Origin of the sequence: Kangiella marina, assembly GCF_039541235.1 — a bacterium.
Taxonomy (GTDB): domain Bacteria; phylum Pseudomonadota; class Gammaproteobacteria; order Enterobacterales; family Kangiellaceae; genus Kangiella; species Kangiella marina.
On record NZ_BAABFV010000001.1, the window covers coordinates 1,218,078 to 1,242,215 of the forward strand.

Below are 24,138 nucleotides of genomic sequence, written 5' to 3' on the forward strand. Positions count from 1 at the left end.
AGATTACAAGCCCCTCGTATTAGCAGTATCAAAGGCAAGCTTTCTTTGTCGTAACTTTATTTCTCTTTCATTACTTAAGCGTCTATAAATCCGAAAGTACTTTAGGGCTTTATCATTTTCTTCTAGGGCTGAATAAACTTCAGCCAAAATTCCCGAAGCATTTTGCAATCTCTTTTTATCTTTCCTATAAGAGGACATATTAAAGCCTTCAAGTGCATACGCCTCGGCCTCCTCGTAACTTTCAGTTTTGAGTAATTGCTTTGAGAGGTTAATGTATACAATATAGGCTCCCATATCCCATCCATACTCTTCAGCTTTTGGAATCAAATTTCTTAATCTGGCAATAGCTGATGCAACGTTCCCTTGCTCCCCTTCTATTCTTGCAATCTCATCATCTATTCCAAGTAAAAACATCGTCATCTTTGCTTTTTCACAATACTTTATGCTTTTTAGTAATCTATCTAAAGCTAAATCATAAAACCCAACCTTCCTCTCAATGGATGCTAGCTCATAATTAGCAACACAACGATCCGTATTTTTCCTTGTTTTTTCTGCTTCTAGCTTTAATTGGCGGCTACTTTCAAGTGCATACTCATATAGCTCCGCATCTTTATATATAGATGAAATATTTTGAAGAATCCGAACCCTGTAATCATTATCATTTACTTTAGGTAATAACTCATTGGCTTTTTTTATGTATATAAATGAATCAATGGCTTTCCCTAAAGTCCAAGCTGAAGCTGCCGCTATCGAATATGCTCTTGCTTGAATATTCGAGTTGTTTGTTGATTTTGCCAAATCACTTAATAAAGTCTTAGCCTCATTATGTTTACCTTCAATATAATAAAAGTGACCCTTGATAAGTTGGTACAGATCTCTCTCTTTTTGACTCATTGACTCGCTTTTCTCACCGAGCTTAGTAAGAGACTGCTTTAGCTCTACTAGACTTTTCAGATTGCTGGATTCGATCCTTTTGAGCTGTATATAGAAGCTCGCAGACAGAGCGCTAGAAAATATAAGGATAAAAAGAGAAACTGTTAATTTCATGATTAATATGTCTTTTGACTCCAAAGCGAGCCTACTCTAACTTTCCGCGCCTGGCCATATCAAAAGCCATCTTTCTTTGTCTTATCCTAGTCTTGTTCGCATCGTTCAACTCCATATACTCCTTATAGAACTTTATAGCTTCTTTATCATTTTCTAATTCTGTATATATTTGTGCTAATAAACGACTTGCAACTTCCATTCGTTTTCTATCATTTGTCTTTTTAGCAATCTTATAAGCTTTTTTTGCATGCTCTTCTGCTTTTTTAAAGTTTGCTTCACTTAGTTCTAATCTTGCTAGCATTGAGTGTGATGCTGAAATAAGTACATCCCACCCATAATCTATCATTTTAGGATGTAGCTCGTTTGCTATTTCTCTTGCTTTATCTAATTTTCCTGTTTCAATTCGTAACTCTAATATTGAGTAACTTACACCCAAAAGTAAAATTTTATGTTGCGCTTTCTCACAGTACGACTTGGCGCTTAACAATCTATTCTCTGCCATTTGATATTTTTTTGTCAGCAGTTCAATTGAAGCCAACTCATAAGTGGCATCACAAATTTTAGAAGGGTCCTTCAATTGATTTGCTAAAACTAGAGCTCTACGCCCATAATCTAAAGAAAAATCAATTAAATCAGCATCTTTATAGAGCCCCACCGCATTAATTAAGATTCTTGATTTGTATTCTTGTTTTTTTATTTTATCTAGTAGGTCTAACGATTTATCTAGCGAAACAAAGGCCTCTACACTATGCCCTTTATAATGATTTATTGATGCAGTTAGAAGATGCTTAATTCCTTCTCTTCCTGCACTGCTAGTTTCCAGCTTATCCAGATGGCCTAATAGCTCTAAACTTTGATCTGGTTTGTTTTGCAAAAGAAGGATATGAGCTTTTAACAAATTAAAGAAATAGATCTCTTCGCTATTAAATTCATTTTTATTTTTAGATAAAGACTCTAACTTTTGAGCAGATTCTGATACATTGTTGGTTAAGCTTTCTTCGATTTTCTTAAGTTCAATGAAAGTAGTAGTTTCATTTGCAAATACTGAACTTACTACTAGACTATAAACAACAAAAACATTAAGTAGCTTGATCAACTAAATACTCTCCTGAAATTTTCCGATAACAACTTCATTACTCCTATACTCTTTTGTTACTTCGAACTTTTCTGAGCCAACTCCTCAGCTAATTCTCTATCAAAACTTATTGCATCTACAGGCGGTATGACAAGCGTGGTATGCAACTTCAGCTCTACTTTATGAACATCTTTCAAAGCTACTTTCTCACTCCTGACTTTATCTATAGGGAGAAAAGCAGCTTCATATAATATTACTTCATGCTCACTATCATACCATTGTTTTAAATGCTCAGTCAGATGCTTTACTTTCTCTGGATCTGTCTTAAAGGTCTTAGCTGTGGTATCTCCTGCTAATGCAATCTGCCATAATAGTAAGTAACTGTATTTATTAGGCTTATGACCATAATAAAGAAACTGCGTAGCTTCATAACTTTGCACACCACACGAGCCAGGGTCAATGAGTAGATCTGAGTACAAACATGCCTCTGCTGAAATCCCAGGCTCCATATACGCAAAATAACCTTCATTTTTTGCTCTTTTTATGGATTCATGTGGTACCCAAGAAAATACCCCTGCATGCCCATAAAAGGCTCCACAAACGCTTCTTCCTTTCCGTACTTCTGCAAGTATCGCTTCTATCATTTCTTCATATGTTTCTTTTCTGTATTTTCCTTCACCATAATAAGGTTGCAAACTTATATGCTCCTTACTAACAGTTTCAAGCCAGCTCTCAGCTATTGGATGAGGCATTAATGAAAACACAACATCTGCATCCTCTATTATTTTTTTCGTTCTTACAGAAAGGTGGCCTGCTAGTAGTATTCCTGTGCTAACAGCTATATAGGTTCCTTTAGTCATTATTCTTTATCATCGCTTTTCATCATTGTAACCATAAAAATGCAAACGGCTTTAGTACCTAAAAGTTTCTCCACCTCTTTTGAATCTCCTTTCATTACTGCTGTAATTTCTTTATCTTCTAAACCAAAGTCTTTCATGACTGCCTCTGGGTTTTCTACATAAGATTGATTGAGCTTTGGGTCTTCTGAAAGTTTAATGACAAACTCTTCTAACTTCTTCTTTGACATAGCCTTGTTCCTTTACCCTAAATACATGCGCTTCAAGCCAAACGCTCCATTTATAGCTTACGATTACGAAAAAAGCCAGCAAACGCTGGCTTTTGAGTCAAGTAACTGGCTCTCAACTTAGTTACTCAGCATACGTTTCTGTCGCTGGGCAACTGCACATTAAGTTTCTGTCGCCGAACACGTCATCAATTCGGTTTGTGGTTGGCCAGAATTTACTTAAAATCGTGGCTTCCGACGGGTAAATCGCTTCCGCTATCGTGTAGGGCTTATCCCAGTCACGTAAATCGGCTTGAGTGTGCGGTGCATTAACCAGTGGGTTGTTGTCTTTATCCCACTCACCACTTGCGACTTTCTTAACTTCCTGACGGATGCGGATCATGGCATCTACAAAACGATCCAGCTCATACTTTGACTCACTCTCCGTCGGTTCAATCATAAAGGTTCCAGCGACTGGGAAACTCATTGTAGGCGCATGGAAACCGTAATCCATCAAGCGCTTAGCAAGGTCAACCTCACTAATACCCGTTTCATTTTTAATGTCACGTAAATCAATGATGCACTCGTGAGCGACTTTATCGTTACGACCGACATACAATACAGGGTAATGCTCCGAAAGCTTATTTTTCAAGTAGTTAGCATTTAATAACGCGACTTCCGTTGATTTGCGTAAACCCACTTGACCTAGCATTTTGATGTAAGCCCACGAAATTGGAAGAATCATTCCGCTGCCGTATGGTGCTGCTGATACCGCATTGTCACGAGCTTCTACACTGTGGATTTTGCGTACCGAGTGGCCTGATACAAACGGCGCTAAGTGCGACTTCACACCAATAGGCCCCATGCCAGGGCCACCACCGCCATGAGGAATGGCGAACGTTTTGTGTAGGTTTAGGTGTGAGACGTCTGAGCCAATATCGCCCGGACGTGAAATACCGACCTGAGCATTCATGTTAGCGCCATCCATGTAAACCTGACCGCCGTTGTCATGGATGATGTCACAAATGTCTTTAATCTCTTCTTCATAAACGCCGTGTGTCGAAGGATAGGTCACCATCAGTGCAGCTAAGTTGTCTTTCATCTCTTCAGCTTTAGCTTTCAGATCGTCAACATCAACGTTACCGTTGTCATCACACTTTGTAATCACCACTTTCATGCCCGCCATTTGCGCTGAAGCGGGATTAGTACCATGCGCGGAGCTTGGGATCAGGCAGATATTACGGTGTCCTTCGCCTTGGCTTTCATGGTATTTCTTAATCGCGATAAGACCCGCGTACTCGCCTTGTGCACCTGAGTTAGGCTGCATCGATACAAAGTCGTAACCGGTAATTTCCACTAAGTCCGCTTCCAGTTCCTTGATCATCTTGATGTAACCGTAGGTTTGGTCTTCTGGCGCAAACGGATGAATGCATGCGAATTTTGGCCAGGTTACTGGCATCATCTCGCTGGTCGCATTCAATTTCATGGTACACGAACCTAGAGGGATCATGCCGTGCACTAATGAAAAGTCTTTAGTTTCCAAACGCTTGATATAACGCAACATATCGGTTTCAGAATAGTAGTCGTTAAATGTTGGGTGCGTTAGGAAATCCGACTGGCGAACTAACTGTTCTGGAATCGATGACTGAGCTTCATTATCTAAACCAAATATGTCTGACTCTGCGCCAGTAATAACTTCGATTAATTGCTCAATATCCGCTTGGCTTTTCGCTTCATCGATAGAAAAGCTGATTAAATCACCATCATAATGCAGGTTCACGAGTGCTTCTTTGGCACGATCTTGAATAGCCTCTACATCCGAAGCACGGAAAGTGACTGTATCAAACCAGTGATCATTCACCACTTCCAAGCCAGCATTGACCACCGCTGATGCAGCAATAGACGCATAACGATTAATACGGTTAGCAATCGTCGTTAAGCCTTTTTTGCCATGGTAGACCGCATAAAAACTGGCAATATTGGCGAGTAATACCTGAGCTGTACAGATATTAGACGTCGCCTTCTCACGGCGGATGTGCTGTTCGCGGGTTTGCATCGCCATACGCAACGCATTATTACCACGAGTATCTTTTGATACCCCAATAATACGGCCAGGCAACGAGCGCTTGAATGAGTCGCGTGTCGCGAAGAATGCAGCATGCGGGCCACCAAAACCCATCGGAACGCCAAAACGTTGCGCAGAGCCAAATACCACATCAGCACCCATCTCGCCGGGAGATTTCAGCATCACCAAGCTCATAATATCCGCTGCGACACACGCCACGGCTTTTTTGTCGTGTAGCGCCGCGATAATACTTTCTAAGTCAACAATATCGCCATGGACATTGGTGTATGACAATAAAGCACCAAACACATCATGGTTAGCAGCGTCTTCAATTGGCCCAATGATTAAATCCCAGCCGTAATGCTCAGCGCGTGTCTTTACCACATCAATCGTTTGTGGGAATGTTTTTTCGTCAACAAAGAAGGTATTGCACTTTTTATTCTTCGACGAACGCTTGGCTAAGCCCATGGCTTCAGCAGCGGCTGTCGCTTCATCCAGCAATGAGGCACTGGCCAGCTCCATTCCGGTCAAATCCATCGTCATTTGCTGAAAGTTTAAAATAGCTTCCAAACGACCTTGTGCGATCTCAGGCTGGTAAGGTGTGTAAGCCGTGTACCATGCTGGATTTTCCAAAACATTGCGCTGAATAACTGCCGGCGTGACTGTGTCGTAATAGCCCATACCGATGTATGACTTTGCGACAATATTTTCATCCGCCAATGACTGCAAATAATCCAAGGTTTCACGCTCTGAACGTGACGCTTCAACGCCAATCGGTTCCTTAACTTGGATTTTGTGCGGAACAGCCTTTTCCACCAAATCGTCTAACGACGACAAGCCCAACTCAGTGAGCATTTCCTGAATCTCGTTCTCACGAGGGCCTAAATGGCGGCGGATAAAATCATCCGACTGCTGTAATTCTTGCAAGCTTGTTTTATCAGTCATACTGGTCGCGACCTACTTATTTCACTTATGCCGATCTGCATAAACTGTTGAATCGAAAAAGCCTCGAACAACTCGAGGCCCTTAAAGCGTGCCACTGCTTATATAGTGGCCGATGGGTTACGCCTCTCGGCTAACCCATCCTATTTATTTAATGCTCAGCTCAGAGCATTTAGCTCCAAATCTTAAAACTTTAGAAAACTAACCAACTAAACTTTTATTGCGTTCAGAGCATTTAACTTCAAATCTGAAAATTTAGAAAAACGTCTTTAGGCGAGGCGAAGTCTTCAGTGAAGAAAAGGAGTTTACATAAGTAAATGACTTTTCTGAGCTAAGGCTTCAACAACGCATAATGGCGTTTTAATAATTTTTCTATTCGTCAGCGATTTCTTCAGCGTACTGCTCTGCCGACAGTAGCGAATCCAAATCACCCGAATCAATTTTCATCTTGAACATCCAGCCATCACCATAGGGATCGCTATTGATTAATTCTGGTGAATCTTCCAGCTCTTCGTTGACTTCGGTGATTGTGCCCGCTAATGGCGCATAGATATCTGACGCAGCTTTTACTGACTCAACCACTGCGATTTCGTCTTCTACATCAACTTCGCTATCCACTTCTGGCGCTTCTACAAACACCACATCACCAAGCAACTCTTGCGCGTGCTCAGTAATACCAACGGTTACAATGCCGTCACCTTCATCACGAATCCACTCATGGCTCGATACATATTTTAATTCAGCTGGAATTTGGCTCATTGTCTCTTCCTCTATAGCCCCCGACACCCATTGAGGTGGCTATCAGTTTAAAAATTAATCGTATTGTATATCAAAGTTAAACGCTGCCCAAGCGTTTATCCTCGGGCAACAAAGGTCTTTAAGTCCTAGCTTTCGGCCAACATTAAATCAATGACTTACCTTTACGCACAAAGCTTGGCTTGACCACTTTTGCTGGAATTTGCTTCTTACGAACTTGCACTAGTACATCTTCGGCATCAACAGAACGCTGCACGCGTGCCATCGCAATGCTTTTACCCGTTGTTGGCGACATAGTGCCAGAGGTAACAACGCCAACAACCTCATCATTCAGCACCACTTCTTGACCTTCACGCATAATGCCTTTGCCGTCCAGTACCAAGCCAATCAACTTACGTGCAACACCGTTGGCTTTCTGCTCTGTTAGCGCTTTACGCCCCACAAAGTCACGGCCTTCAGGCTCCCACGCAATGGTCCAGCCCATGTTTGCTTCAAGCGGCGACACCGTTTCATCCATATCGTGACCATACAGGTTCATGCCAGCTTCAAGGCGCAAGGTATCGCGCGCCGCTAAGCCGCATGGCTTCACACCTGCATTAATCAACGCATTCCACAATTCAATGGCTTTATTGTCTGGAACTAGAATTTCGTACCCGTCTTCGCCGGTATACCCTGTACGAGCAACGAACAGATCGCCTGCGTAAGCGGCCATGAATGGCTTTAATTCTGACACTGCTGCTTTTTGTTCATCACTAAAGGTCGCCTGCGCTTTTTCTATCGCTTCAGGCCCTTGAACAGCAATAATCGCCAAATCTGAACGCTCCTCCACGGAGACATCAAACTGCTGGGCAACGTTCTCTAACCACGCCAGATCTTTCTCGCGAGTCGCCGCATTCACGACCACGCGATAATGGGCATCATTCAAGTAATAAACGATAAGATCGTCAATCACGCCACCATCTTCATGTAACATGCCCGTATATAGCGCTTTGCCAGACTCTTGAAGCTTCGCCACGTCGTTTGCTAATAAATACTGTAGATACGGCTTCGCTTCGCTGCCTTTAATCTCGACGATGGTCATATGCGATACGTCGAACATACCCGCCGCTTCACGCACTGCAGCATGTTCATCAAGTTGTGAACCATAGTTTAACGGCATATCCCAGCCGCCAAAATCGACAATGCGTGCCTCAGCATCAACATGAGCTTGATATAAAGGTGTTTTGCTACCCATAACGACACCGTTCCTTAAACAATTGAGTGGTAATAATGGCGCATGATTATACAGGGGTTCTTAAGACAAAAGAACCCGAAAAGGTAGAGTCAGACCAGTAAAACACTATCCCAAATAGCTTTTGATTATATTCAGAAAAATATCCTTACACTTAAGTGCTTGAAGAGATTGGTGGCCATCTCCATAATTCATCCGTATTTCAAACACAAGGATTGGGAATGTTGAACTTGTTAAAATCTATCGGAAAGGAAATACTTTTCTTACTTGCTGCGATTGTTTCTTTTACTGTTGGTTATCTAGCAGGAAATATTCTATCCGGCTTTCTCAGCCTTATGGCTTTTAGTCTAATCGGAAAGTTCATCGGTAAGAAGCTAGCCGAAAGCCAAGTAAACTCTACACAAGCTTAAAGCTCACTCTTCTTAATCAGCAGAATTACCGGAATAATACCTACGGCTACAAGCATGATGGCTGGGAGCGAAGTCAGCTCCCACTGACCTTCAGCGCTGAGTTCGTAGATCCGCACCGCAAGCGTGTCCCAGCCATAGGTACGCAATATCAGCGTTGCCGGCATTTCCTTCATCACTTCGACGAAGACTAGCAATAAAGCAGTCAGTACGCCTGGGCGCAACAGCGGAATATACACGCGGAATAAACGCTCACGTTTTCCAGCACCCAAAATTCCAGCGGTTTCTACCACACTTGGTTTAATTTGCCCCATCGAGCTGGCCAATGGTCCGTAACCAATGCGCAAGAAGCGAATCACGTAAGCCAGTAACAACGCAAACAATCCAGTTGCTAACCATTGGCTTTGATCATCCATAATATCGGCAATCCAACTGTCGATACCGTTGAGCGCCATCATGATGCCTACCGCCAATACGGTTCCTGGCATGGCGTAACCAAGCTGCGAGACCTCGGTCATCACGCCTCGTGGTTTGGTTTGCTTATGACGCTGCGCCCAGACCATAATACTGGCGACAAGCAGTGTGATTACCGCAGCAAGCACGGCTAACAGTACCGTGTTGATCAGTAAATCAATGGTACCCTCCGTGTGTTGCTCAAAACTACTGACGACCCAATATACCAACTGAATGACTGGCAATATAAAGCCTAAGGCGAAGACCAACCAAGCACCGCACTGTGCCACTAGGCCCCAGCCACCGCTTAAACGCTGACGGTACTGCTTCAGCGCTGCTCCGGATTGTTCATAACGCCCTTTTCCGCGGCCCCATTTTTCAGCAATCACCGCCATACTGACAAAAAGCAATAACAAGCACGCGAGCTGCGCCGCAGTGCCGTGACTGTAAAACCCATACCATGACTTATAAACGGCAGTGGTAAAAGTGTTGTAATTAAAAATACTCACAGCACCAAAGTCAGCCAAAGTTTCCATCAACACCAGCGCCAGACCCGCCACCCATGCAGGACGCGTTAGCGGAATAACCAACCGCCAGAACGCGGCGGCTTTGCTGTAACCTAATGTGCGGGCACTTTCGTAACTTGAGCGGCCTTTTCGTTGCAAGGCACTGCGCATCAGTAAATACACATACGGGTAAAGCGATAAGGTGAACACCAAGCCCACGCCCAAAGGGTTACGCATATCTGGCAGCCACTCAATGCCCAGTCCAAGCGCAAACAAAAACTGCTGCATCGGCCCGCCAAAGTCAGTAAAGCCTAACAAGACGAACGCTAATATATAGGGCGGGATCGCTAGCGGTAGCATCAGACCCCACTGTAAAATACTACGCCCGGGGAAATCGTACATCACCACCAACCACGCCAAACTGACGCCGAGCAGGAAACTGGCTGTGCCTACTAAGGTGATCAGAATAATCGTATTAGAAAAGAGTTGTCGTAACTCGGTTTGCCAAAGATGTGACCACAGTTCAGGTTCAACCTGTCCCCATGAAGCTAAAAGAGGCACCAACGGCATGACACAAATTGCAAACACGGCGGAAAGCAATATGACCGGCAACCAAGCGCCCATACGTTGACGCCAGCGATGAACGCTGGCGTCGTTAGATCTTAATAATTTATTGCCGATCATTATTTGAAGTCATTTTAGGCTAGCAATGACACCTATTGTTATTTTGTCATCCCGCCCTTCGACGGAATGACAAGTGTATTTATTTATAGCCTGATCGATCCATCACTTTAACCGCTTGCGGTTGAAGCTCGCCCGCTTTTGATAAATTCATATCATCGGCTTTAAAACTTCCCCAAGCTTCCACTTCTGGAACAGGCTTAATCTCTGCATTCGCTGGATATTCCATATTGTGACCAGCGTACATTTGCTGTGCGTCTGCACTCGATAGCCATTCTATCAGCTTTGTCGCATTTTCGACATTAGAAGAGTGCTTGGTGATACCCGCGCCAGAAATATTAACGTGGACGCCCGACGTATCTTGGTTTGGCCAGAACAATGCTACCGGTATTTCTGGGTTTTCTTTTTCCAAACGACCAAAGTAATAGGTGTTAACGATACCCACATCACAAGCGCCCGCTTCAATCGCGTTCATGACCTTAGTGTCGTTTGAGAAAGGATCCGTTGCTAAGTTGGCGACCCAGCCTTCAACAATCTCTTGCGCCTTTTCTTCGCCGTGACGAGCAACCAACATTGCCACTAGCGACTGGTTATACACTTTCTTCGAGGTTCTTAAGCACAAGCGACCTTTCCATTGCTCATCACCCAAAGCTTCATAGGTTGTCAGGTTTTCGGGATTAACACGCTCCTTACTGTAAACAATCGTTCGCGCACGCACCGTTAAACCAAACCACTCGTTACCGGGATCTTGAAGACTCTCTGGAATATTGCTTTCAAGTACATCGGATTCTATCGGCTGTAAAATACCTTCCTGAGTCGCCTGCCATAAATTGCCCGCATCGACTGTCATCAATATATCCGCTGGCGAGCGCTCGCCCTCAGCTTTTAATCGACTGATTAGGGGTGCTGCGCCATCAGTGATATAGACCACTGGAATACCGGTTTCTTTCGTGAACTGCTCAAAGAACGGTTTGATCAAGTGTTCTTTACGCGAGGAATAGACCACAATTTCTTTTTGCGCCGCACCTTGCTTTTCAGCGGCTGGAGACTGCTGTTCTGGTGTAGCAGATTGCTCATTAGTTTTAGCTTGCTCTTTCTCAGAGTCACCACAAGCCGTTAGCGTTAAAGCAGAAGCCGCTACTATTGAAACAAGCCATTTATTCATTGTTTTCATTTAAAAAATCCTGGGGATTTCCCGTAGAGATATAATGCACAAATGATAATTATTATCATTTGTAATTTCAAGCAGAGTTTTATGACAATCGCGTTATTCAGCGACTCACTTACAAGCCCATCGCTTTTCTAATCAGGGTTTGCTTTAGTAGGGGGTGTTTATCGGTCATAGCTAAGCCATAACTGCGCGCCATTTGTAGCGCTGGTATTTCTTGCTCAAACAGTCGCTTAAAGCTCTGCATCGCCAACTGCATCGCCTTAGTTTCTGACTTGCGCGCTCGCTCAAAAGGTCGCAAACGATGCTTTAGCCCAATATCCGCGCCTTTCGCTAATGAGGTTTCAATCACCTTAGCAAGCTCTAAGGCATCGGAAAATCCAAGGTTCACGCCCTGCCCCGCAAGCGGATGAATGGTATGAGCGGCATCACCGATTAAAGCCAATCGATGCAGAGCCATGGCGCTCGCTGTTCGCTCATACAATGGGAAAGACACTGGCCTAGATTCCAGCGTCACTTGCCCCAAACTCATTTCAAAGGTCTGACTCAAGCGCTTTTCAAAATCAGCGACGTTGAGCGTTAATAATTCCTCGGCATAAGCTTCATCAACCGACCATACAATTGAACACAGATGACTGTTCGCCAAGGGAAGAAAAGCCAAAGGACCATGATGGTCGAATCGCTGCCAAGCCGTTTTCTGATGGGGCTTTTCGGTTTTGACCGTACAGACGATAGCCTTGTGTCCGTATGCTTGCTGCTCTTGACCAATGTCGCTGGCTTTGCGTAGCCATGAAAAGGCACCATCCGCGGCGACCAATAGCGAGGCCTTCATTCTCTTACCTGAAGCTAAGGTAAGCTCCGCATAGTTTTCTTGATAATCAACAGCTTGGCACTTTTCAGGGCACAGCCAATCCACCGTTCGAACGTTCTCAGTCGACTGATACAAGGCACGACGCAACACTCGATTCTCAATAATGTAACCTAAATTTTGCTCCGCAATTAAGCTGGCATCAAACGCAATTTTGCCACGTGATGATTCACCATCCCAGACAAACATTCGCTGATAATCAGACCGATACGGTGCTTCGATTAGCTGCCAAGCACCGACGTCCTGAAACAGCTTCTGACTGGCACGAGTCATCGCGCTAACACGAGCATCCACGGTCTTTTCGTCCCAGCTGAGCTCCACAGGTTTCGGATCAATAACAGCCACACGCAAATCGAGTTGCGCCAACTTAGCCGTTAACGCCAACCCTACCATGCCACCACCAACGATGATGACATCATAATCGAGTTTAGCTTGTCGGTTACTCTTACCTATCATCGTGAGCCCTTTTCATCCTCAAAACACGCTTTAAACGATTCCAACGGATTTCCAGTTTCACCAATCACAAACGCCAAAAGTTCTGGTAGCGGCGGATGGTTTCGTAGCTCTATCCCTAATCGCTGTCGTTGCTTTGTTATGTCATCAACTAAAGCATCCGTCCGTTGCTTGATGAGCTGTTCATCAAATTCATTTTCAATCTCGTTGACCATGTTTCCGGTAATTTTTCCGCCCAGCTGGTCGCCAAGACGATCCGTGGCTTGCTCCCACGCTAAATATTCCAACTCCAATGCTTTCAAGCGCCCACGATCGGCCTCTTCGCCCTCTTTACGCCGCTCTTCATAAATTCTCGTCGCTAAGTAGGAAGATTTACACATCACCAACGCTGTGTAGCCATCAGCAATTGCTCGGTCACAATACGGCTGTGCGCGCTTCATATTGTCTTTGTCACCCTTGATGTACAGTCGATAAGCAAGCCGGACATTGGCCATCGAATCGCCCGCCTTGGCCATTTCTTCCAGATCATCGATTTCGTAATAGTCGTAATCCGAGCGTTTCTTTATATCAAGATTGCCTTTGCTGTACTCAGTTTCAAAATACCCACGCGAGAATGCCCACGCTTTTACTTCGTCCATAAACTTTTCGGATTCATAACTATCGCCTTTCGGGTACCAATCATCGTATTGATCTACCAGCTGACAAATTTCCTTGTTCTCGTTATCGGATGCCGACTCGTTTTGACGCTTAGCGACCACTGCCTTAGGTGGCGTTGGCTGCTCGTCCTTATCAGTTAGCTCAACCGATGCATCAGTTTTTTCAGTCGCTCTCGCTGGTTGTGAAGCCTCAGTGTTCTCCATTGGCGTCGTCGGTACGTCTTCAATCAACACACCCTTGTCTTCACTCCATAAATGATAGGCCACCAACGCCAACACGATCACCACCGCAGCAAGCAGCCCAATAATTTTATTCGTCATTAGCTGCTAGCTCACTGTTATTGAAATTAAAGCCCATGGCCTGTTGGGCAAACACGCCTTTAGCAAAAGGGGCTAAGTCCAAGCCTTTTAACAATACATTTCGCGATAAGGCCAACGGTGCCCATGGATTAGAAAAAAGTCTCGCCAAGGACTCCGTCACCCACAAAGCTTGCTCCCGATCGGTCTGCCGTTGCTCGGCGTACTGTCTTAGGGTTGAGTAGCTGCCATAGTCCTCATCATCAACCTGCCCTAGGCATTGACTTAAATAGGCCACATCCCTTAAACCCAGGTTAAAGCCTTGTCCCGCAATCGGGTGTAATGATTGCGCCGCATTCCCAATGAGCACACAACGTCCACGAAACAGCGTTTCCGCTTTCAGTTGCACCAAAGGAAAAGCACTGCACTTACCGACTTTGGTAATACTGCCTAGACGCGCTCCAAGCTCTGACTCTAGGGCTTTGGCAAAGTCGCTCTCTGACAGGGATAAGTACGGTTCGATTTGCTCGTTTGGTTTTGACCACACCAACGCCATTCGGTTTTGCGTTAACGGCAACAACGCCAATGGCCCATGCTGAGTAAAACGCTCAAAAGCACAGCCCTGATGCGGCTGTTGCGTTGCAACATTGCACACAATCGCAGAAGTTCCAAAATCGCGTTGCTCACAATCAATGTGTAAGCTCTCGCGCAGTGGCGAGCGCGCGCCATCCGCCAGAATCACCAGCGAAGCTTTAACGCCAACGTCTCCATCGGCAGTCTCAATTCGCAACTCTGCTTGCTCGCTGCTCTGCTCAAGGTCCACCACCTTTGTCGGTGCAAACCAGTCAATGAGTTCCTGCTGATCGATCGCTTGATGCAAAATCTTGCCCAACTGCCAATTTTCAATCACCGCACCTAATTGCTCGACCTTAAAGTCAGCGGCATTTAACCTCGAAAACCCAATATGCCCTTGCTCAGACACATGGATCTGTTCAATCGGCTCAGCTGCACGTAGAAGGTTATCGTTAAGGCCAAGGTGGCGCAGAATATTTAAGGATGCCGCAGATAATGCGACGGTACGATCATCGAAGCTGGGCTGGCTTGGAGTGTCTGCAGCAAAAGCCTCAAAAACAGCACAAGCAATACCCTGCCGAGCCAAAGCTAAGGCCAAACTCGCCCCAGCCATGCCACCACCGACAATGACGACGGGATATTTTTCTTTAGGCTTTGCTGTCATGCTCTGCTTAACCTGCCATTAAACGTTCGATCTCGTCCCGTGTTTTAGGAACATCTTTGGATAAAATATCGTAACCCTTACTGGTCACCAATACGTCATCTTCAATTCGGATACCGATTCCACGCCATTTTTTAGCAATATTATGCCCGTTAACGCGAGTCATACTATGCGGAATATAGAGCGCTGGCTCGACAGTTAAAACCATCCCAGGCTCCAATACACGAGGCTCTCCGTGCAAGTGGTAATCACCAACATCATGCACATCCAATCCTAACCAGTGTCCCGTTTTGTGCATATAAAACTCTCGGTAAACGCCACGTTTGATCAAATCGGTTGCATCCCCCTTTAGAATATTAAGCTTGATTAACCCTTTGGTTAACACTTCAACGGCTTTATTGTGGATATGATCCCAATGATTTCCCGGCTTGACCATCTCAATCGCCGCCAATTGCGCCTCTAACACCACGTCATACAGCGCGGCCTGCGCATCACTGTATTGACCACTCACCGGAATGGTCCGGCTAATATCAGACGCATAGTGCTCAAATTCACCACCGGCATCAACCAACAACAGGTCGCCTTCTACCATCTCATCCTGATTTTCGATGTAATGCAAAATATTTGCATTGTCGCCGGACGCGATAATCGAAGGGTAAGCAGGATAGCGACAGCCCCCTTTGGCAAAGTGGTAATGTAACTCAGTTTCCATTTCTCGCTCTGACTTCCCCGGGGCACAAGCTTTGATGAGCGCGATATGAGCTTTCGCAGAAGTCTTTGCTGCATGGCGAATACGCTGTATCTCGGCTGCTGATTTGATTAAGCGCATATCGTGTAAATGATGCCCAATATCAATCAACTCACCCGGCGAGGCAGTACGTTTTGCTGGTGAAGTCATCAGCTCGCTGCGCCACTCCATGACCTTATGATCAAATTCGGAGTTCGCGCCTAATGCAAAATAAATCCGATCACGCCCTTCCATCAATCCGGGCAAGATATCGTCAATATCATCAATGGGGAAAGCATCTTCCGCACCCAACTGCTCAATGGCGCCATCCTGTCCTAAGCGTTTACCGTGCCAACGCTCTTGCGTGGTATCTTTTTCACGGTTGAAGAGAATAAACTCCGCCTGTTTACGGCCGGGAATCAACACCATAACCGCATCAGGCTCATTAAAACCGGTCAAATACCAGAAGTTGTTATCTTGTCGAAAGGGAAAGTTAACATCATGACTGCGTACTTTTTCTTCAGCAGCCGGTAAAATCGCAATAGAGTTTGGCCCCATCCATTGCATTAACTTTTTGCGTCGCGCGGCGAAATTAATGGCTCTCATACAATGCTTATTGGTTAGTGAATCTGTTGCTGCTCTGGATCAGGAATCGGCTCAGGCTGGTTTGCCTGAAACAATATAAGCGCTGACATTTTAATGTGTTCACACACCGTCACAAATGCTTTTTCCATCGCTTCGTCAGGCTCAGACATTTCAAAATCAATTTTTGCTATTTCGCCGATATCCTGTAAGGCCTCTTTAGACTCGCCTTCTAGTTCTTTATTGTCCTTGCTCGGCACAAGACCATAACCAACCAAATAGCCCTGACACCATTCACCAATGGCTTTGGCGCGTTGCTCCAGTGGGTAATCGTCCTCAGGCTTCATCAGATCAATCGAAAAAGAGTCGGCCTGGTAATCTTTTTGACAAAAGGCGATGAGTTGTTCCAGTCCCTCTAATGCAGGTTCAGGCAACGGCTCACCAGACGCTAAATATTCGCTCATGTGCTGTTGCCAACGGCCAGCTTCAATCACAAAACCATGGCCGAAGAGACCATGAATCATCCCTGCAAGCTCTGATGGCGTTAGATCGGGGAAGAAATTTTGACATAACTCAGCTGCTTGAGTGTAGTTCATAGAAAAATACAGTGAAAACGGTTAATTCTGGCGTTAGTGTAACCCTTGTTAAAGACAAAACCCAGTTTATCGCTAAAACTTAGCCGATATGTCGCGAAACAGTTGGCTTTGTAATTGATTATTGATTGACCACTCATTCTCAGAACTTTATAGTATACTTTAACAAAATTGGGTAACTTGCTATCTCGGCTCACTATGACAGAAAGTCAATTTGAACAGTTAGAAGAAAAAGTTGATGCACTATTAGCGCGTTTCAACACCATTGATACTGAAAATAAACAACTTAGACAACAGGTCAATGAACTTCGTGTTGAAAGAGATCGTTTGCACAGTCGTAACGAGTCTGCTCGTAAGCAGATTGATTTAATGATATCTCGCTTAAAATCTATTTAAGAGCGATTCACTATAAAAAGCACAAGCAAGCTTGCAGTTACATAATTTTCGGGGGCGTCCTGTAAACACTTTAACCGACAGGAAGATGAATAAGAAATGGCTGATACCATGGCTAAATCCAAAGCTACTCCGGTGAATATCACCATACTGGGGAAAGAATTTCAGGTTGCAAGTCCTGAAGACGAGCACCAAACCTTGTTACAAGCCGCTAACTTTTTAGATAAGCGTATGCGAGAAATACGCTCCTCTGGAAAGGTCCTAGGGCTTGAGCGCATTGCTATCATGGCAGCACTCAATCTAAGCTATGAACTCCTAAACTCGCCAGGTATCGATTCGGACGAGATGTCAGATATGGAACAGCGTATTCAACTGATACGCAATAAAATTGATGACGCACTCCAAGAAAGCGAACAAATAGGGCTGACGGATAATCCCTGATTTTGTTATACTGGGCTCACCTGGGCTGTTCGTCAGTAGTGACCGTCCTCGAGCCGATAATTGTTATTTAGGGATTCCTCAATGTGGGTGTTGCGCAAGTCCGCTTAGACCGGAAAGCCTGATCCCGCACATGGACTCCCCCCTTGAAACTCCGGGTTTCAGGGCTATTACCTACAACGGCAGTCTGGGTTTTTATGAACGAATTTGTCGCACAAAAAAACTATATTCGTACACGAATCAAGCATGATCGGCAGAACCTTACCTCGCCCTTTATGCAACGTTCAGCCATTGCCTTAATGGGCCATGTCTCCAAAGCCGAGCTGATTGAAAACCATGACAATATCGCTTTTTACCTACCAATAGCCGGTGAAATTAGCTGCTTGCCTATCATTGAATACGCCTTATCTTTAGGCAAAAAATGTTATGTCCCAAAAATTCGCAGCGGACGCAAACGTTCCATGTGGTTTCTGCCTTACACTGGACGAGATTCCGTGGAAAAAGGGAAGTATGGCATCTTAGAACCCGTTGCCAGCTCTAGCAAAGCCATCGCTCCTAGTGAGCTGTCATTAGTTTTTATGCCACTGGTTGCCTTTGACGGTACCGGCAATCGACTGGGTATGGGAGGCGGTTATTACGATACCGTTTTCTCCGATATGCCCACTGACAAGCGACCACTCCTGATTGGTTTAGCCTATAATTTGCAGAAAATCTCCAAAGTGCCCACTGAACAGTGGGATTTAAAGATGGATGGCGTCATCACACCTAATCACTACCATCGGTTCTTCGACCAGTAACCGCTCGCCCCTAACATTTTCCTCTGCCATGTTTTATACTTGGCGTCATCAATAAAACAACCAAACGAGAATTATGGCCTACTGGTTAATGAAATCTGAGCCTGATGTTTTTGGTATCGAGCACCTTAAAGCTTTGCCTAAAAAAACCGACCATTGGGATGGCGTGCGCAACTATCAGGCACGCAACATGATGCGTGATGATATGAAGGTTGGCGATCAAGTCTTCTTTTACCACTCGAACTGCAAGCCACCTGCGATTGTTGGCGTCATGGAAGTAACGAAAGAGGGTTATGTCGATCATACCGCGTTTGATCCCGACGAAAAGTATTACGATCCGAAAAGCAACCCTGATAAGCCGCGTTGGTACATGGTTGATGTTACCCATGTCCGTGATTTAAAACGTGAAATCCCGTTGGACGAGCTTAAGGGTTACCCGGAATTATCCGATATGCGTCTTGTTCAAAAAGGCAATCGCCTATCGATTATGCCGATTGAGAAAGACGAATGGGACTTTATATTAAGTATTGAGGACGACAAAGCATGACCCAAGACGAACTCAAGGCGTTGGTTGGCAAAGCCGCCATCGATTATGTCGAAGAAGGCTCAATCGTTGGTGTCGGCACTGGCTCGACCGTCAATTTCTTTATCGATGAGCTAGCGACGATAAAGCACAAGATTCAAGGCGCCGTTTCTAGTTCAGAAGCCTCAACCAAACGGTTAAAGTCTCACGGCATCGAAGTATTTGAGCTTAATGATGTTGATAGAATTCCAGTTTATGTCGATGGCGCTGATGAATCGAATCACCTGCTCGAACTCATAAAAGGCGGAGGTGGCGCTTTAACACGCGAAAAAATCATTGCCGCTGTCGCTGAAAAGTTTGTTTGTATTGCTGATGAATCAAAGCTCGTACGTCGCTTGGGTGAGTTCCCATTGCCGGTCGAAGTGATCCCCATGGCTAGGAGCTATGTCGCAAGGGAAATCGTGAAGTTGGGCGGTGATCCAGTTTATCGCTCAGGCTTTACGACTGACAACGGTAACGTGATTCTCGATGTGCACAGTTTAGAAATCAACGAGCCTATAAAGTTAGAACGCATCCTCAACAATATCGTCGGCGTTGTCACCAATGGCCTCTTCGCTGATAGAGCGGCGGATGTCTTACTACTCGGAAAGGCTGACTCAGTAGAAACCTTAACTCGCTAGAGTTCGGGGCTCAATCATAAGCTTTCCTACTCTGTGGGGAAGCTTTGATTCACCCTCAAAGCCTCCTATTACTCCTAAACTCACCAAAACTTGATTCCTTCGGCAGTTCCATAGCCCAAACTCCGCTATGATTAACCGCTTAAAAATAGCTCCATTAGAATCCAAGAGATGTCGCATTCCATAAAATCCACGCCACAACCGATGGCCAAACCCTGGTTGGCGCTTTACCATTTACTGCTCTTTTACCCTTTGTATGTGGCCTGTTGCTGGCTGCTGTTCCATGGCGTAAATTTTGCTTGGAGTGATTTTATGGAGCCGTCGACAGCTGACTTGATCGCCTACAGCCACTTATTTTTCGCCTGCATATTACTCGGCTGGCAGTCACTGCAACTAAAGTCGGGCTATCTCAAACTTCGGCAATGCTCTCACTATGAGAGCTACCTCAATGAACTTTTTGACAACAGGACACGTAATAGACCCGCTCAAAACGCATCCTTATTGGAAGTGGTGCGAAAACAGCGCAAAGCGAACAATGTCATTCGTGGGGATGCAGAAAGCTATCAGCAAACCCACTATACTCTGCTCTTTTTTGGCTTGCTGACACTTTTTATCGGTAGCCTATTTCTATTGTTAGCGCAGATTTTAAAGCTCTAGCGCGCTAAACACAGAGCACCGTTCGAACCACTCTTTAATAAGAGCTAAGAGTGGATACTGTATTTATCCATTAAACTGTATAGCGTTGGTCGAGTTAACCCCAACAGTTTAGCCGCTTGCGAAATATTCCCATCCGCCAGAACAATAGCCCTTTGAATCGCTCGTGTTTCAGCTGCCTCGCGTACCTGACGTAAGTTCAGTGGCATTTCGCGCAGCTGAGACTCTTCAATTTGTAGGTCTTCTGACGATATTTGCGTATTTTCAGACATCACCACCGCACTTTTGATTTTATTCTCCAGCTCACGAACATTGCCCGGCCAAGCATAAGCCTCCATTGCTTGTACCGCGTCTTTCGTAAAGCTTCGAATATTTCGACCAAACTGTTTGTTGAAGCGGTTTAGCATGGCTCGCGCAATCAGAACCACATCGCCATCACGCTCCGCCAACGGTGGAATCACAATATTAATTTCATTCAACTTGTAAAACAGGTCTTCTCGGAACTTGCCTTCCTGAACCTGCTTTTCCAGCTGGTTGTTGGCAGCACAGACCACGCGAATATTCACTTTTTTAGCGTCTCGGCTACCGACACGCTCTACCACAGAGTCCGTGAGCACTCGCATGAACTTTGCTTGTAAGGACATTGGCATCATCCCTATTTCATCCAGAAATAGAGTCCCGCCATCAGCTTCTTCAATTTTGCCTTGGCTGTTACTCGCTTGGCCTTGGCTAAACCCCGTCGCGTCATAACCAAACAGCTCGGTTTCCAATAAATTTTCTGGGATTGCTGCACAATTTAAGTACGAGAACGGGCCATCACTGCGTTCACTCAGGTTATGAACTGCGCGGGCCAAAACCTCTTTACCCGTACCACTATCCCCTTCTAACATCACGCTAAGATCGGTCGGTGCAACTTTTTCAATCTTCTGACAAACGGCTAACATTTTCGGGCTGGTCGCGACAATGCCATGAAAACGCATATTCTCATTGCGACGATAAACACGACTTTCCTCTTCCAAATTGGCCAACTCAAAAGCCCGATTAATGATCAACTTCAACTCTTCGGGTTGGATCGGCTTATGGTAATAATCGTAGGCACCAAGCTCTACAGCCCGCATCGCCACTTCACGCTCATCGTTGCCCGTAACAACAATGATTTTGCTGGCAGGTGATAGCTTTAAAATCTCTTCAAGCAACTCCAAGCCCGCGCTAGCGTTGGCTGGGTCGGGCGGCAATCCTAAATCGAGCGTGATGACTTTGGGCTGAAACCGTCGCAGCTCAACCAGTGATGTGTCTTTATCTTCTGACAGCACAACATGGTACTCATCCAGTGACCATTTGAGCTGTTTTTGGAGTCCTTTATCGTCTTCAATGACTAATAATTCAGGTTTATTCTGTGCCATATTCCCCATCCCTCTCTCCTGCTGGAGAGGCTAGAATCGCGATACAATGCGTACCTTGATTAACTTCACTATGGATAATTAAATCACCACCGAAGCTTTGTAGCAAATAGCGGCACTGATAAACACCAATACCAATCCCTGCGTTGCCTTTTGTGGTGACAAACGGTTTGAACAGTTGCTTTCGCATAAATTCACCATCCATGCCACTTCCTTGGTCATAGATATGCCAGTGAACCTGATCATTTTGTAACTCAACTCGGTGCGTGACAAGACTCTCGCCATCACTTGCCTCCAGTCCATTTTGATGCAAATGCTGGATAATATTCAATAGTGCATCTTTTTCCGCGATCACTTTTACGTCAGGGACATCTCCTGTCCACTTCAGTCGCTCGGCATTCTTTTGAAAACTGTCCACAATCCAGGTTAAATCGCAAACCTTGCGCAGGTCCGTAGTGGAACGGCCCCGCTTGAGTTGCGTTAACATCTTGTTCAGACGATTGGTCGCACTGGTTACGGTTTCAAAAGTATCATCAATAAATTCTTGATTGTCCCGATAGCGCTCAGCGTTATGAGTGATCAACTCCAGTTGTGCGGTTACGTTTTTTATATCATGAACCACGAAGGCCGAAAGACGGTTGAAAGCATCGAAGTGTTGTTGCTCATAGATTTGTGTGGTCGCCTCAAACATGGCTAAATAACTGGCCATCTGTAACCCAGCTGCTTTCAACAGATCATGATCTTCCCAGTTTAAGATAGGCTTACTATAACTCGACGCCAAGCCGACGATACCGATCAACTCATCATTGCGTCGTAGCGGGATAAAGATACGATGGTTTCTGAATAACGTATCCGCTAGATCAATCTCAAGCCCACGATACATATCGGCATTCTTTTGATACTCCTGAATATCAATGACCCAGTTAGTTTTATCAATAAAATCGCTGAGTGATCGTGGTAGCTGGTAGCTCATGTCCTCTGAGAGCGGCGACTCCCAGTGATCAACAAAACCAAAACTGTCGTTACGCAAACTCCATAGCTTTCCTGCCGGACTGCCGATAATATTGCCAATCGCTTTAATCGACAGCTGGTAATAATTTCCAGTAACATTGGCTTCATCCAGCGCTCGGTTAAATCGTATCCAGCTTTCGCGGTAATCGTATTTATAGGCGGAGAATAGTTTGCGGTATAAGATCTTTAGCTGGCCAAAGAAACGTTTGTTATAGGCCAAAACCATAAAGCCAATACCCGCCGTCAGTAAGAAGGCGAGCGCTAATTCGGCGTTATGGGTTGCTCTTTCAATTAGGATATAGCCAACCACCGCAATCCAGCAGTAAATCGCAAAAATATTCAACCCGCTCTCAGGGCGATACCTTGGCAACACCTCATTCAGCTGAAAGCGGCTATGCTCAATCCCTTGCAGGTGGATAATACTAAAGCTGATGGCCAGCGAGGTAACGATAGAGCGTGAGATATCCAAAACTTCTGGAGTGCGCGATTGATCGAGCATCAGCAATAGCATGCACATCAAGTCCCAAACCAGAATAAAGCCGATTGCTCCGGCTAATGTAGCGATTTCTCGTCGGTAAGTTTCGGCGAACTGATTGCCAGCGATCTCAACCAAGTGCAGCAGAAGGAGCAAAATCAGTCCTGCAAAACCCGGGTTGATTAATGCCCCAACGGCGTCTAAATCTTGGAATTGGGCAAACAGCCACACCGCCAGTACCACGCAGACAGCCAAATTAACCCAGTGGCTTGGACGAGCGAACTTCCACATGAAGAGTGCTAAGGTGCAGAAAAAACCGAAAAGGCGAATCCACTCTAACAACCAGAATGGCAAATTGTAGACATCTTCGAGTAACTTTGCGCCACCCCAGATTGCCATTGTCAGCGCAACCACAGATAGCGGCCAAAACAAAGCAATACGCCGCCAGCGCATTATTGTTAACACTAAAAGATAAATAGCCAGAATAATACTGGCGATGAAACCTGCCATGGTATTTTATTCGTTTGAATGAATCTTTGTTATAAAAGAATTGCGCCTAAAGATCCACTCTTTAAGCCTTAAAAATCAATAATATAGTATTTATTTAGAAGTGCCAGAAATGGCTAAATTGCAGTAGCAGCTTGCTGTATCTCAACGAACTCAGTCAACGACTGTACCGACTCAAACACCTCACCGGATAATTCATCGTCAGGAATCTCAATTCCAAAGTCTTCCTCAATCTGCATTAAAATTGAGACGATTGCCATGGAGTCGAATTCCGGCAGATTACCAATAAGTTGAGTATCTGCAGATAATTCATCAGCAGAAAGCGACAAGGTATCGCTTAACAACTCAATCATTTTATTGATATTGACTTCGTATGCCATACGGCAACTCTCCTCAAGCAAGCCTCAAGCAAGGCCTAAATAACGTGAATCACAGCCTTTAGAGGCTAATTGGCGGCAAATT

General features: G+C 45.0%; 24 protein-coding genes and 1 other RNA gene. 8 read left to right on the top strand and 17 right to left on the bottom strand.

Annotation, left to right across the window (positions count from 1 at the left end; all coding sequences use genetic code 11):
• Positions 1-3 precede the first annotated feature (3 nt).
• The 7 genes from ABD943_RS05470 to gcvT all read right to left on the bottom strand — a co-directional run bounded on the left by ABD943_RS05470 (position 4) and on the right by gcvT (position 8,182).
• Positions 4-894: a tetratricopeptide repeat protein gene (locus ABD943_RS05470; protein ID WP_345292172.1), complete on the bottom strand. Its 891-nt coding sequence runs from the start codon at positions 892-894 to the stop codon at positions 4-6.
• A gap of 184 nt (positions 895-1,078) precedes the next feature.
• Entirely contained in the window at positions 1,079-2,143 is a 1,065-nt protein-coding gene (locus tag ABD943_RS05475) for a tetratricopeptide repeat protein (RefSeq protein ID WP_345292173.1), read from the bottom strand.
• A gap of 56 nt (positions 2,144-2,199) precedes the next feature.
• Complete coding sequence (locus ABD943_RS05480) at positions 2,200-2,982, bottom strand: SAM-dependent methyltransferase (protein ID WP_345292174.1); 783 nt, start codon at positions 2,980-2,982, stop codon at positions 2,200-2,202.
• Positions 2,982-3,209 carry a hypothetical protein gene (locus ABD943_RS05485; RefSeq protein WP_345292175.1) on the bottom strand — a complete coding sequence of 76 codons (228 nt, stop codon included), beginning with the start codon at positions 3,207-3,209 and terminating at the stop codon, positions 2,982-2,984. Before ABD943_RS05485 ends, ABD943_RS05480 begins: the two co-directional genes overlap by 1 nt.
• A gap of 121 nt (positions 3,210-3,330) precedes the next feature.
• The gene (gene gcvP, locus ABD943_RS05490) at positions 3,331-6,195 is read right to left on the bottom strand and encodes an aminomethyl-transferring glycine dehydrogenase (RefSeq protein WP_345292176.1); all 2,865 of its coding nucleotides are present in this window, start codon (positions 6,193-6,195) and stop codon (positions 3,331-3,333) included.
• A 369-nt stretch (positions 6,196-6,564) separates the two neighbouring features.
• Positions 6,565-6,951, bottom strand: coding sequence for a glycine cleavage system protein GcvH (gcvH, locus tag ABD943_RS05495; RefSeq protein ID WP_345292177.1), 387 nt, complete (start codon positions 6,949-6,951; stop codon positions 6,565-6,567).
• Positions 6,952-7,093: 142 nt separating this feature from the next.
• Positions 7,094-8,182 (bottom strand): glycine cleavage system aminomethyltransferase GcvT, encoded by a 1,089-nt coding sequence (gene gcvT, locus ABD943_RS05500; RefSeq protein WP_345292178.1) that lies wholly within the window; start codon positions 8,180-8,182, stop codon positions 7,094-7,096.
• Positions 8,183-8,400: 218 nt separating this feature from the next.
• Between gcvT and ABD943_RS05505 the strand changes: the two genes are divergently transcribed.
• Positions 8,401-8,589, top strand: coding sequence for a hypothetical protein (locus tag ABD943_RS05505; RefSeq protein ID WP_345292179.1), 189 nt, complete (start codon positions 8,401-8,403; stop codon positions 8,587-8,589).
• Here the strand turns inward: ABD943_RS05505 and ABD943_RS05510 are convergent.
• From ABD943_RS05510 to ABD943_RS05540, 7 genes are all read right to left on the bottom strand, one after another.
• Positions 8,586-10,229: an ABC transporter permease gene (locus tag ABD943_RS05510; protein ID WP_345292180.1), complete on the bottom strand. Its 1,644-nt coding sequence runs from the start codon at positions 10,227-10,229 to the stop codon at positions 8,586-8,588. The two genes, ABD943_RS05505 and ABD943_RS05510, sit on opposite strands and share 4 nt — an antisense overlap.
• A gap of 79 nt (positions 10,230-10,308) precedes the next feature.
• Positions 10,309-11,391, bottom strand: coding sequence for a Fe(3+) ABC transporter substrate-binding protein (locus ABD943_RS05515; protein ID WP_345292690.1), 1,083 nt, complete (start codon positions 11,389-11,391; stop codon positions 10,309-10,311).
• 118 nt (positions 11,392-11,509) lie between these two features.
• Positions 11,510-12,718 (bottom strand): UbiH/UbiF/VisC/COQ6 family ubiquinone biosynthesis hydroxylase, encoded by a 1,209-nt coding sequence (locus ABD943_RS05520; protein WP_345292181.1) that lies wholly within the window; start codon positions 12,716-12,718, stop codon positions 11,510-11,512.
• A complete protein-coding gene (locus ABD943_RS05525) occupies positions 12,715-13,692 on the bottom strand; it encodes a hypothetical protein (RefSeq protein WP_345292182.1) in 978 nt (325 codons plus the stop codon). Before ABD943_RS05525 ends, ABD943_RS05520 begins: the two co-directional genes overlap by 4 nt.
• A complete protein-coding gene (ubiH, locus tag ABD943_RS05530) occupies positions 13,682-14,905 on the bottom strand; it encodes a 2-octaprenyl-6-methoxyphenyl hydroxylase (protein WP_345292183.1) in 1,224 nt (407 codons plus the stop codon). Before ubiH ends, ABD943_RS05525 begins: the two co-directional genes overlap by 11 nt.
• 7 nt (positions 14,906-14,912) lie before the next feature.
• Entirely contained in the window at positions 14,913-16,235 is a 1,323-nt protein-coding gene (locus tag ABD943_RS05535; RefSeq protein WP_345292184.1) for an aminopeptidase P N-terminal domain-containing protein, read from the bottom strand.
• Positions 16,236-16,249: 14 nt separating this feature from the next.
• Positions 16,250-16,807, bottom strand: a complete 558-nt coding sequence (locus ABD943_RS05540; RefSeq protein ID WP_345292185.1) for a UPF0149 family protein — start codon at positions 16,805-16,807, stop codon at positions 16,250-16,252.
• Between the two features lie 195 nt (positions 16,808-17,002).
• Between ABD943_RS05540 and zapB the strand changes: the two genes are divergently transcribed.
• The 7 genes from zapB to ABD943_RS05575 all read left to right on the top strand — a co-directional run bounded on the left by zapB (position 17,003) and on the right by ABD943_RS05575 (position 20,286).
• Positions 17,003-17,200 carry a cell division protein ZapB gene (gene zapB, locus ABD943_RS05545; protein WP_345292186.1) on the top strand — a complete coding sequence of 66 codons (198 nt, stop codon included), beginning with the start codon at positions 17,003-17,005 and terminating at the stop codon, positions 17,198-17,200.
• Between the two features lie 96 nt (positions 17,201-17,296).
• Positions 17,297-17,638 carry a cell division protein ZapA gene (locus tag ABD943_RS05550; RefSeq protein WP_345292187.1) on the top strand — a complete coding sequence of 114 codons (342 nt, stop codon included), beginning with the start codon at positions 17,297-17,299 and terminating at the stop codon, positions 17,636-17,638.
• A 14-nt stretch (positions 17,639-17,652) separates the two neighbouring features.
• Positions 17,653-17,833: non-coding RNA, 6S RNA (gene ssrS / locus ABD943_RS05555), on the top strand.
• A complete protein-coding gene (locus ABD943_RS05560; protein ID WP_345292188.1) occupies positions 17,833-18,432 on the top strand; it encodes a 5-formyltetrahydrofolate cyclo-ligase in 600 nt (199 codons plus the stop codon). Before ssrS ends, ABD943_RS05560 begins: the two co-directional genes overlap by 1 nt.
• A 73-nt stretch (positions 18,433-18,505) precedes the next feature.
• On the top strand, positions 18,506-18,976 hold the full coding sequence (locus ABD943_RS05565; protein ID WP_345292189.1) for an EVE domain-containing protein: 471 nt from the start codon (positions 18,506-18,508) through the stop codon (positions 18,974-18,976).
• Positions 18,973-19,632, top strand: coding sequence for a ribose-5-phosphate isomerase RpiA (rpiA, locus tag ABD943_RS05570; protein WP_345292190.1), 660 nt, complete (start codon positions 18,973-18,975; stop codon positions 19,630-19,632). The genes ABD943_RS05565 and rpiA overlap by 4 nt, the downstream gene beginning before the upstream one ends.
• A gap of 201 nt (positions 19,633-19,833) precedes the next feature.
• Entirely contained in the window at positions 19,834-20,286 is a 453-nt protein-coding gene (locus ABD943_RS05575; protein ID WP_345292191.1) for a hypothetical protein, read from the top strand.
• A 44-nt stretch (positions 20,287-20,330) separates the two neighbouring features.
• Here ABD943_RS05575 and prsR read toward each other — a convergent pair whose 3' ends face one another.
• From prsR to ABD943_RS05590, 3 genes are all read right to left on the bottom strand, one after another.
• Positions 20,331-21,686: a PEP-CTERM-box response regulator transcription factor gene (prsR, locus tag ABD943_RS05580; RefSeq protein ID WP_345292192.1), complete on the bottom strand. Its 1,356-nt coding sequence runs from the start codon at positions 21,684-21,686 to the stop codon at positions 20,331-20,333.
• Positions 21,673-23,679: an XrtA/PEP-CTERM system histidine kinase PrsK gene (prsK, locus tag ABD943_RS05585; RefSeq protein ID WP_345292193.1), complete on the bottom strand. Its 2,007-nt coding sequence runs from the start codon at positions 23,677-23,679 to the stop codon at positions 21,673-21,675. Before prsK ends, prsR begins: the two co-directional genes overlap by 14 nt.
• A gap of 113 nt (positions 23,680-23,792) precedes the next feature.
• Complete coding sequence (locus tag ABD943_RS05590; protein WP_345292194.1) at positions 23,793-24,056, bottom strand: acyl carrier protein; 264 nt, start codon at positions 24,054-24,056, stop codon at positions 23,793-23,795.
• Positions 24,057-24,138: the final 82 nt, after the last annotated feature.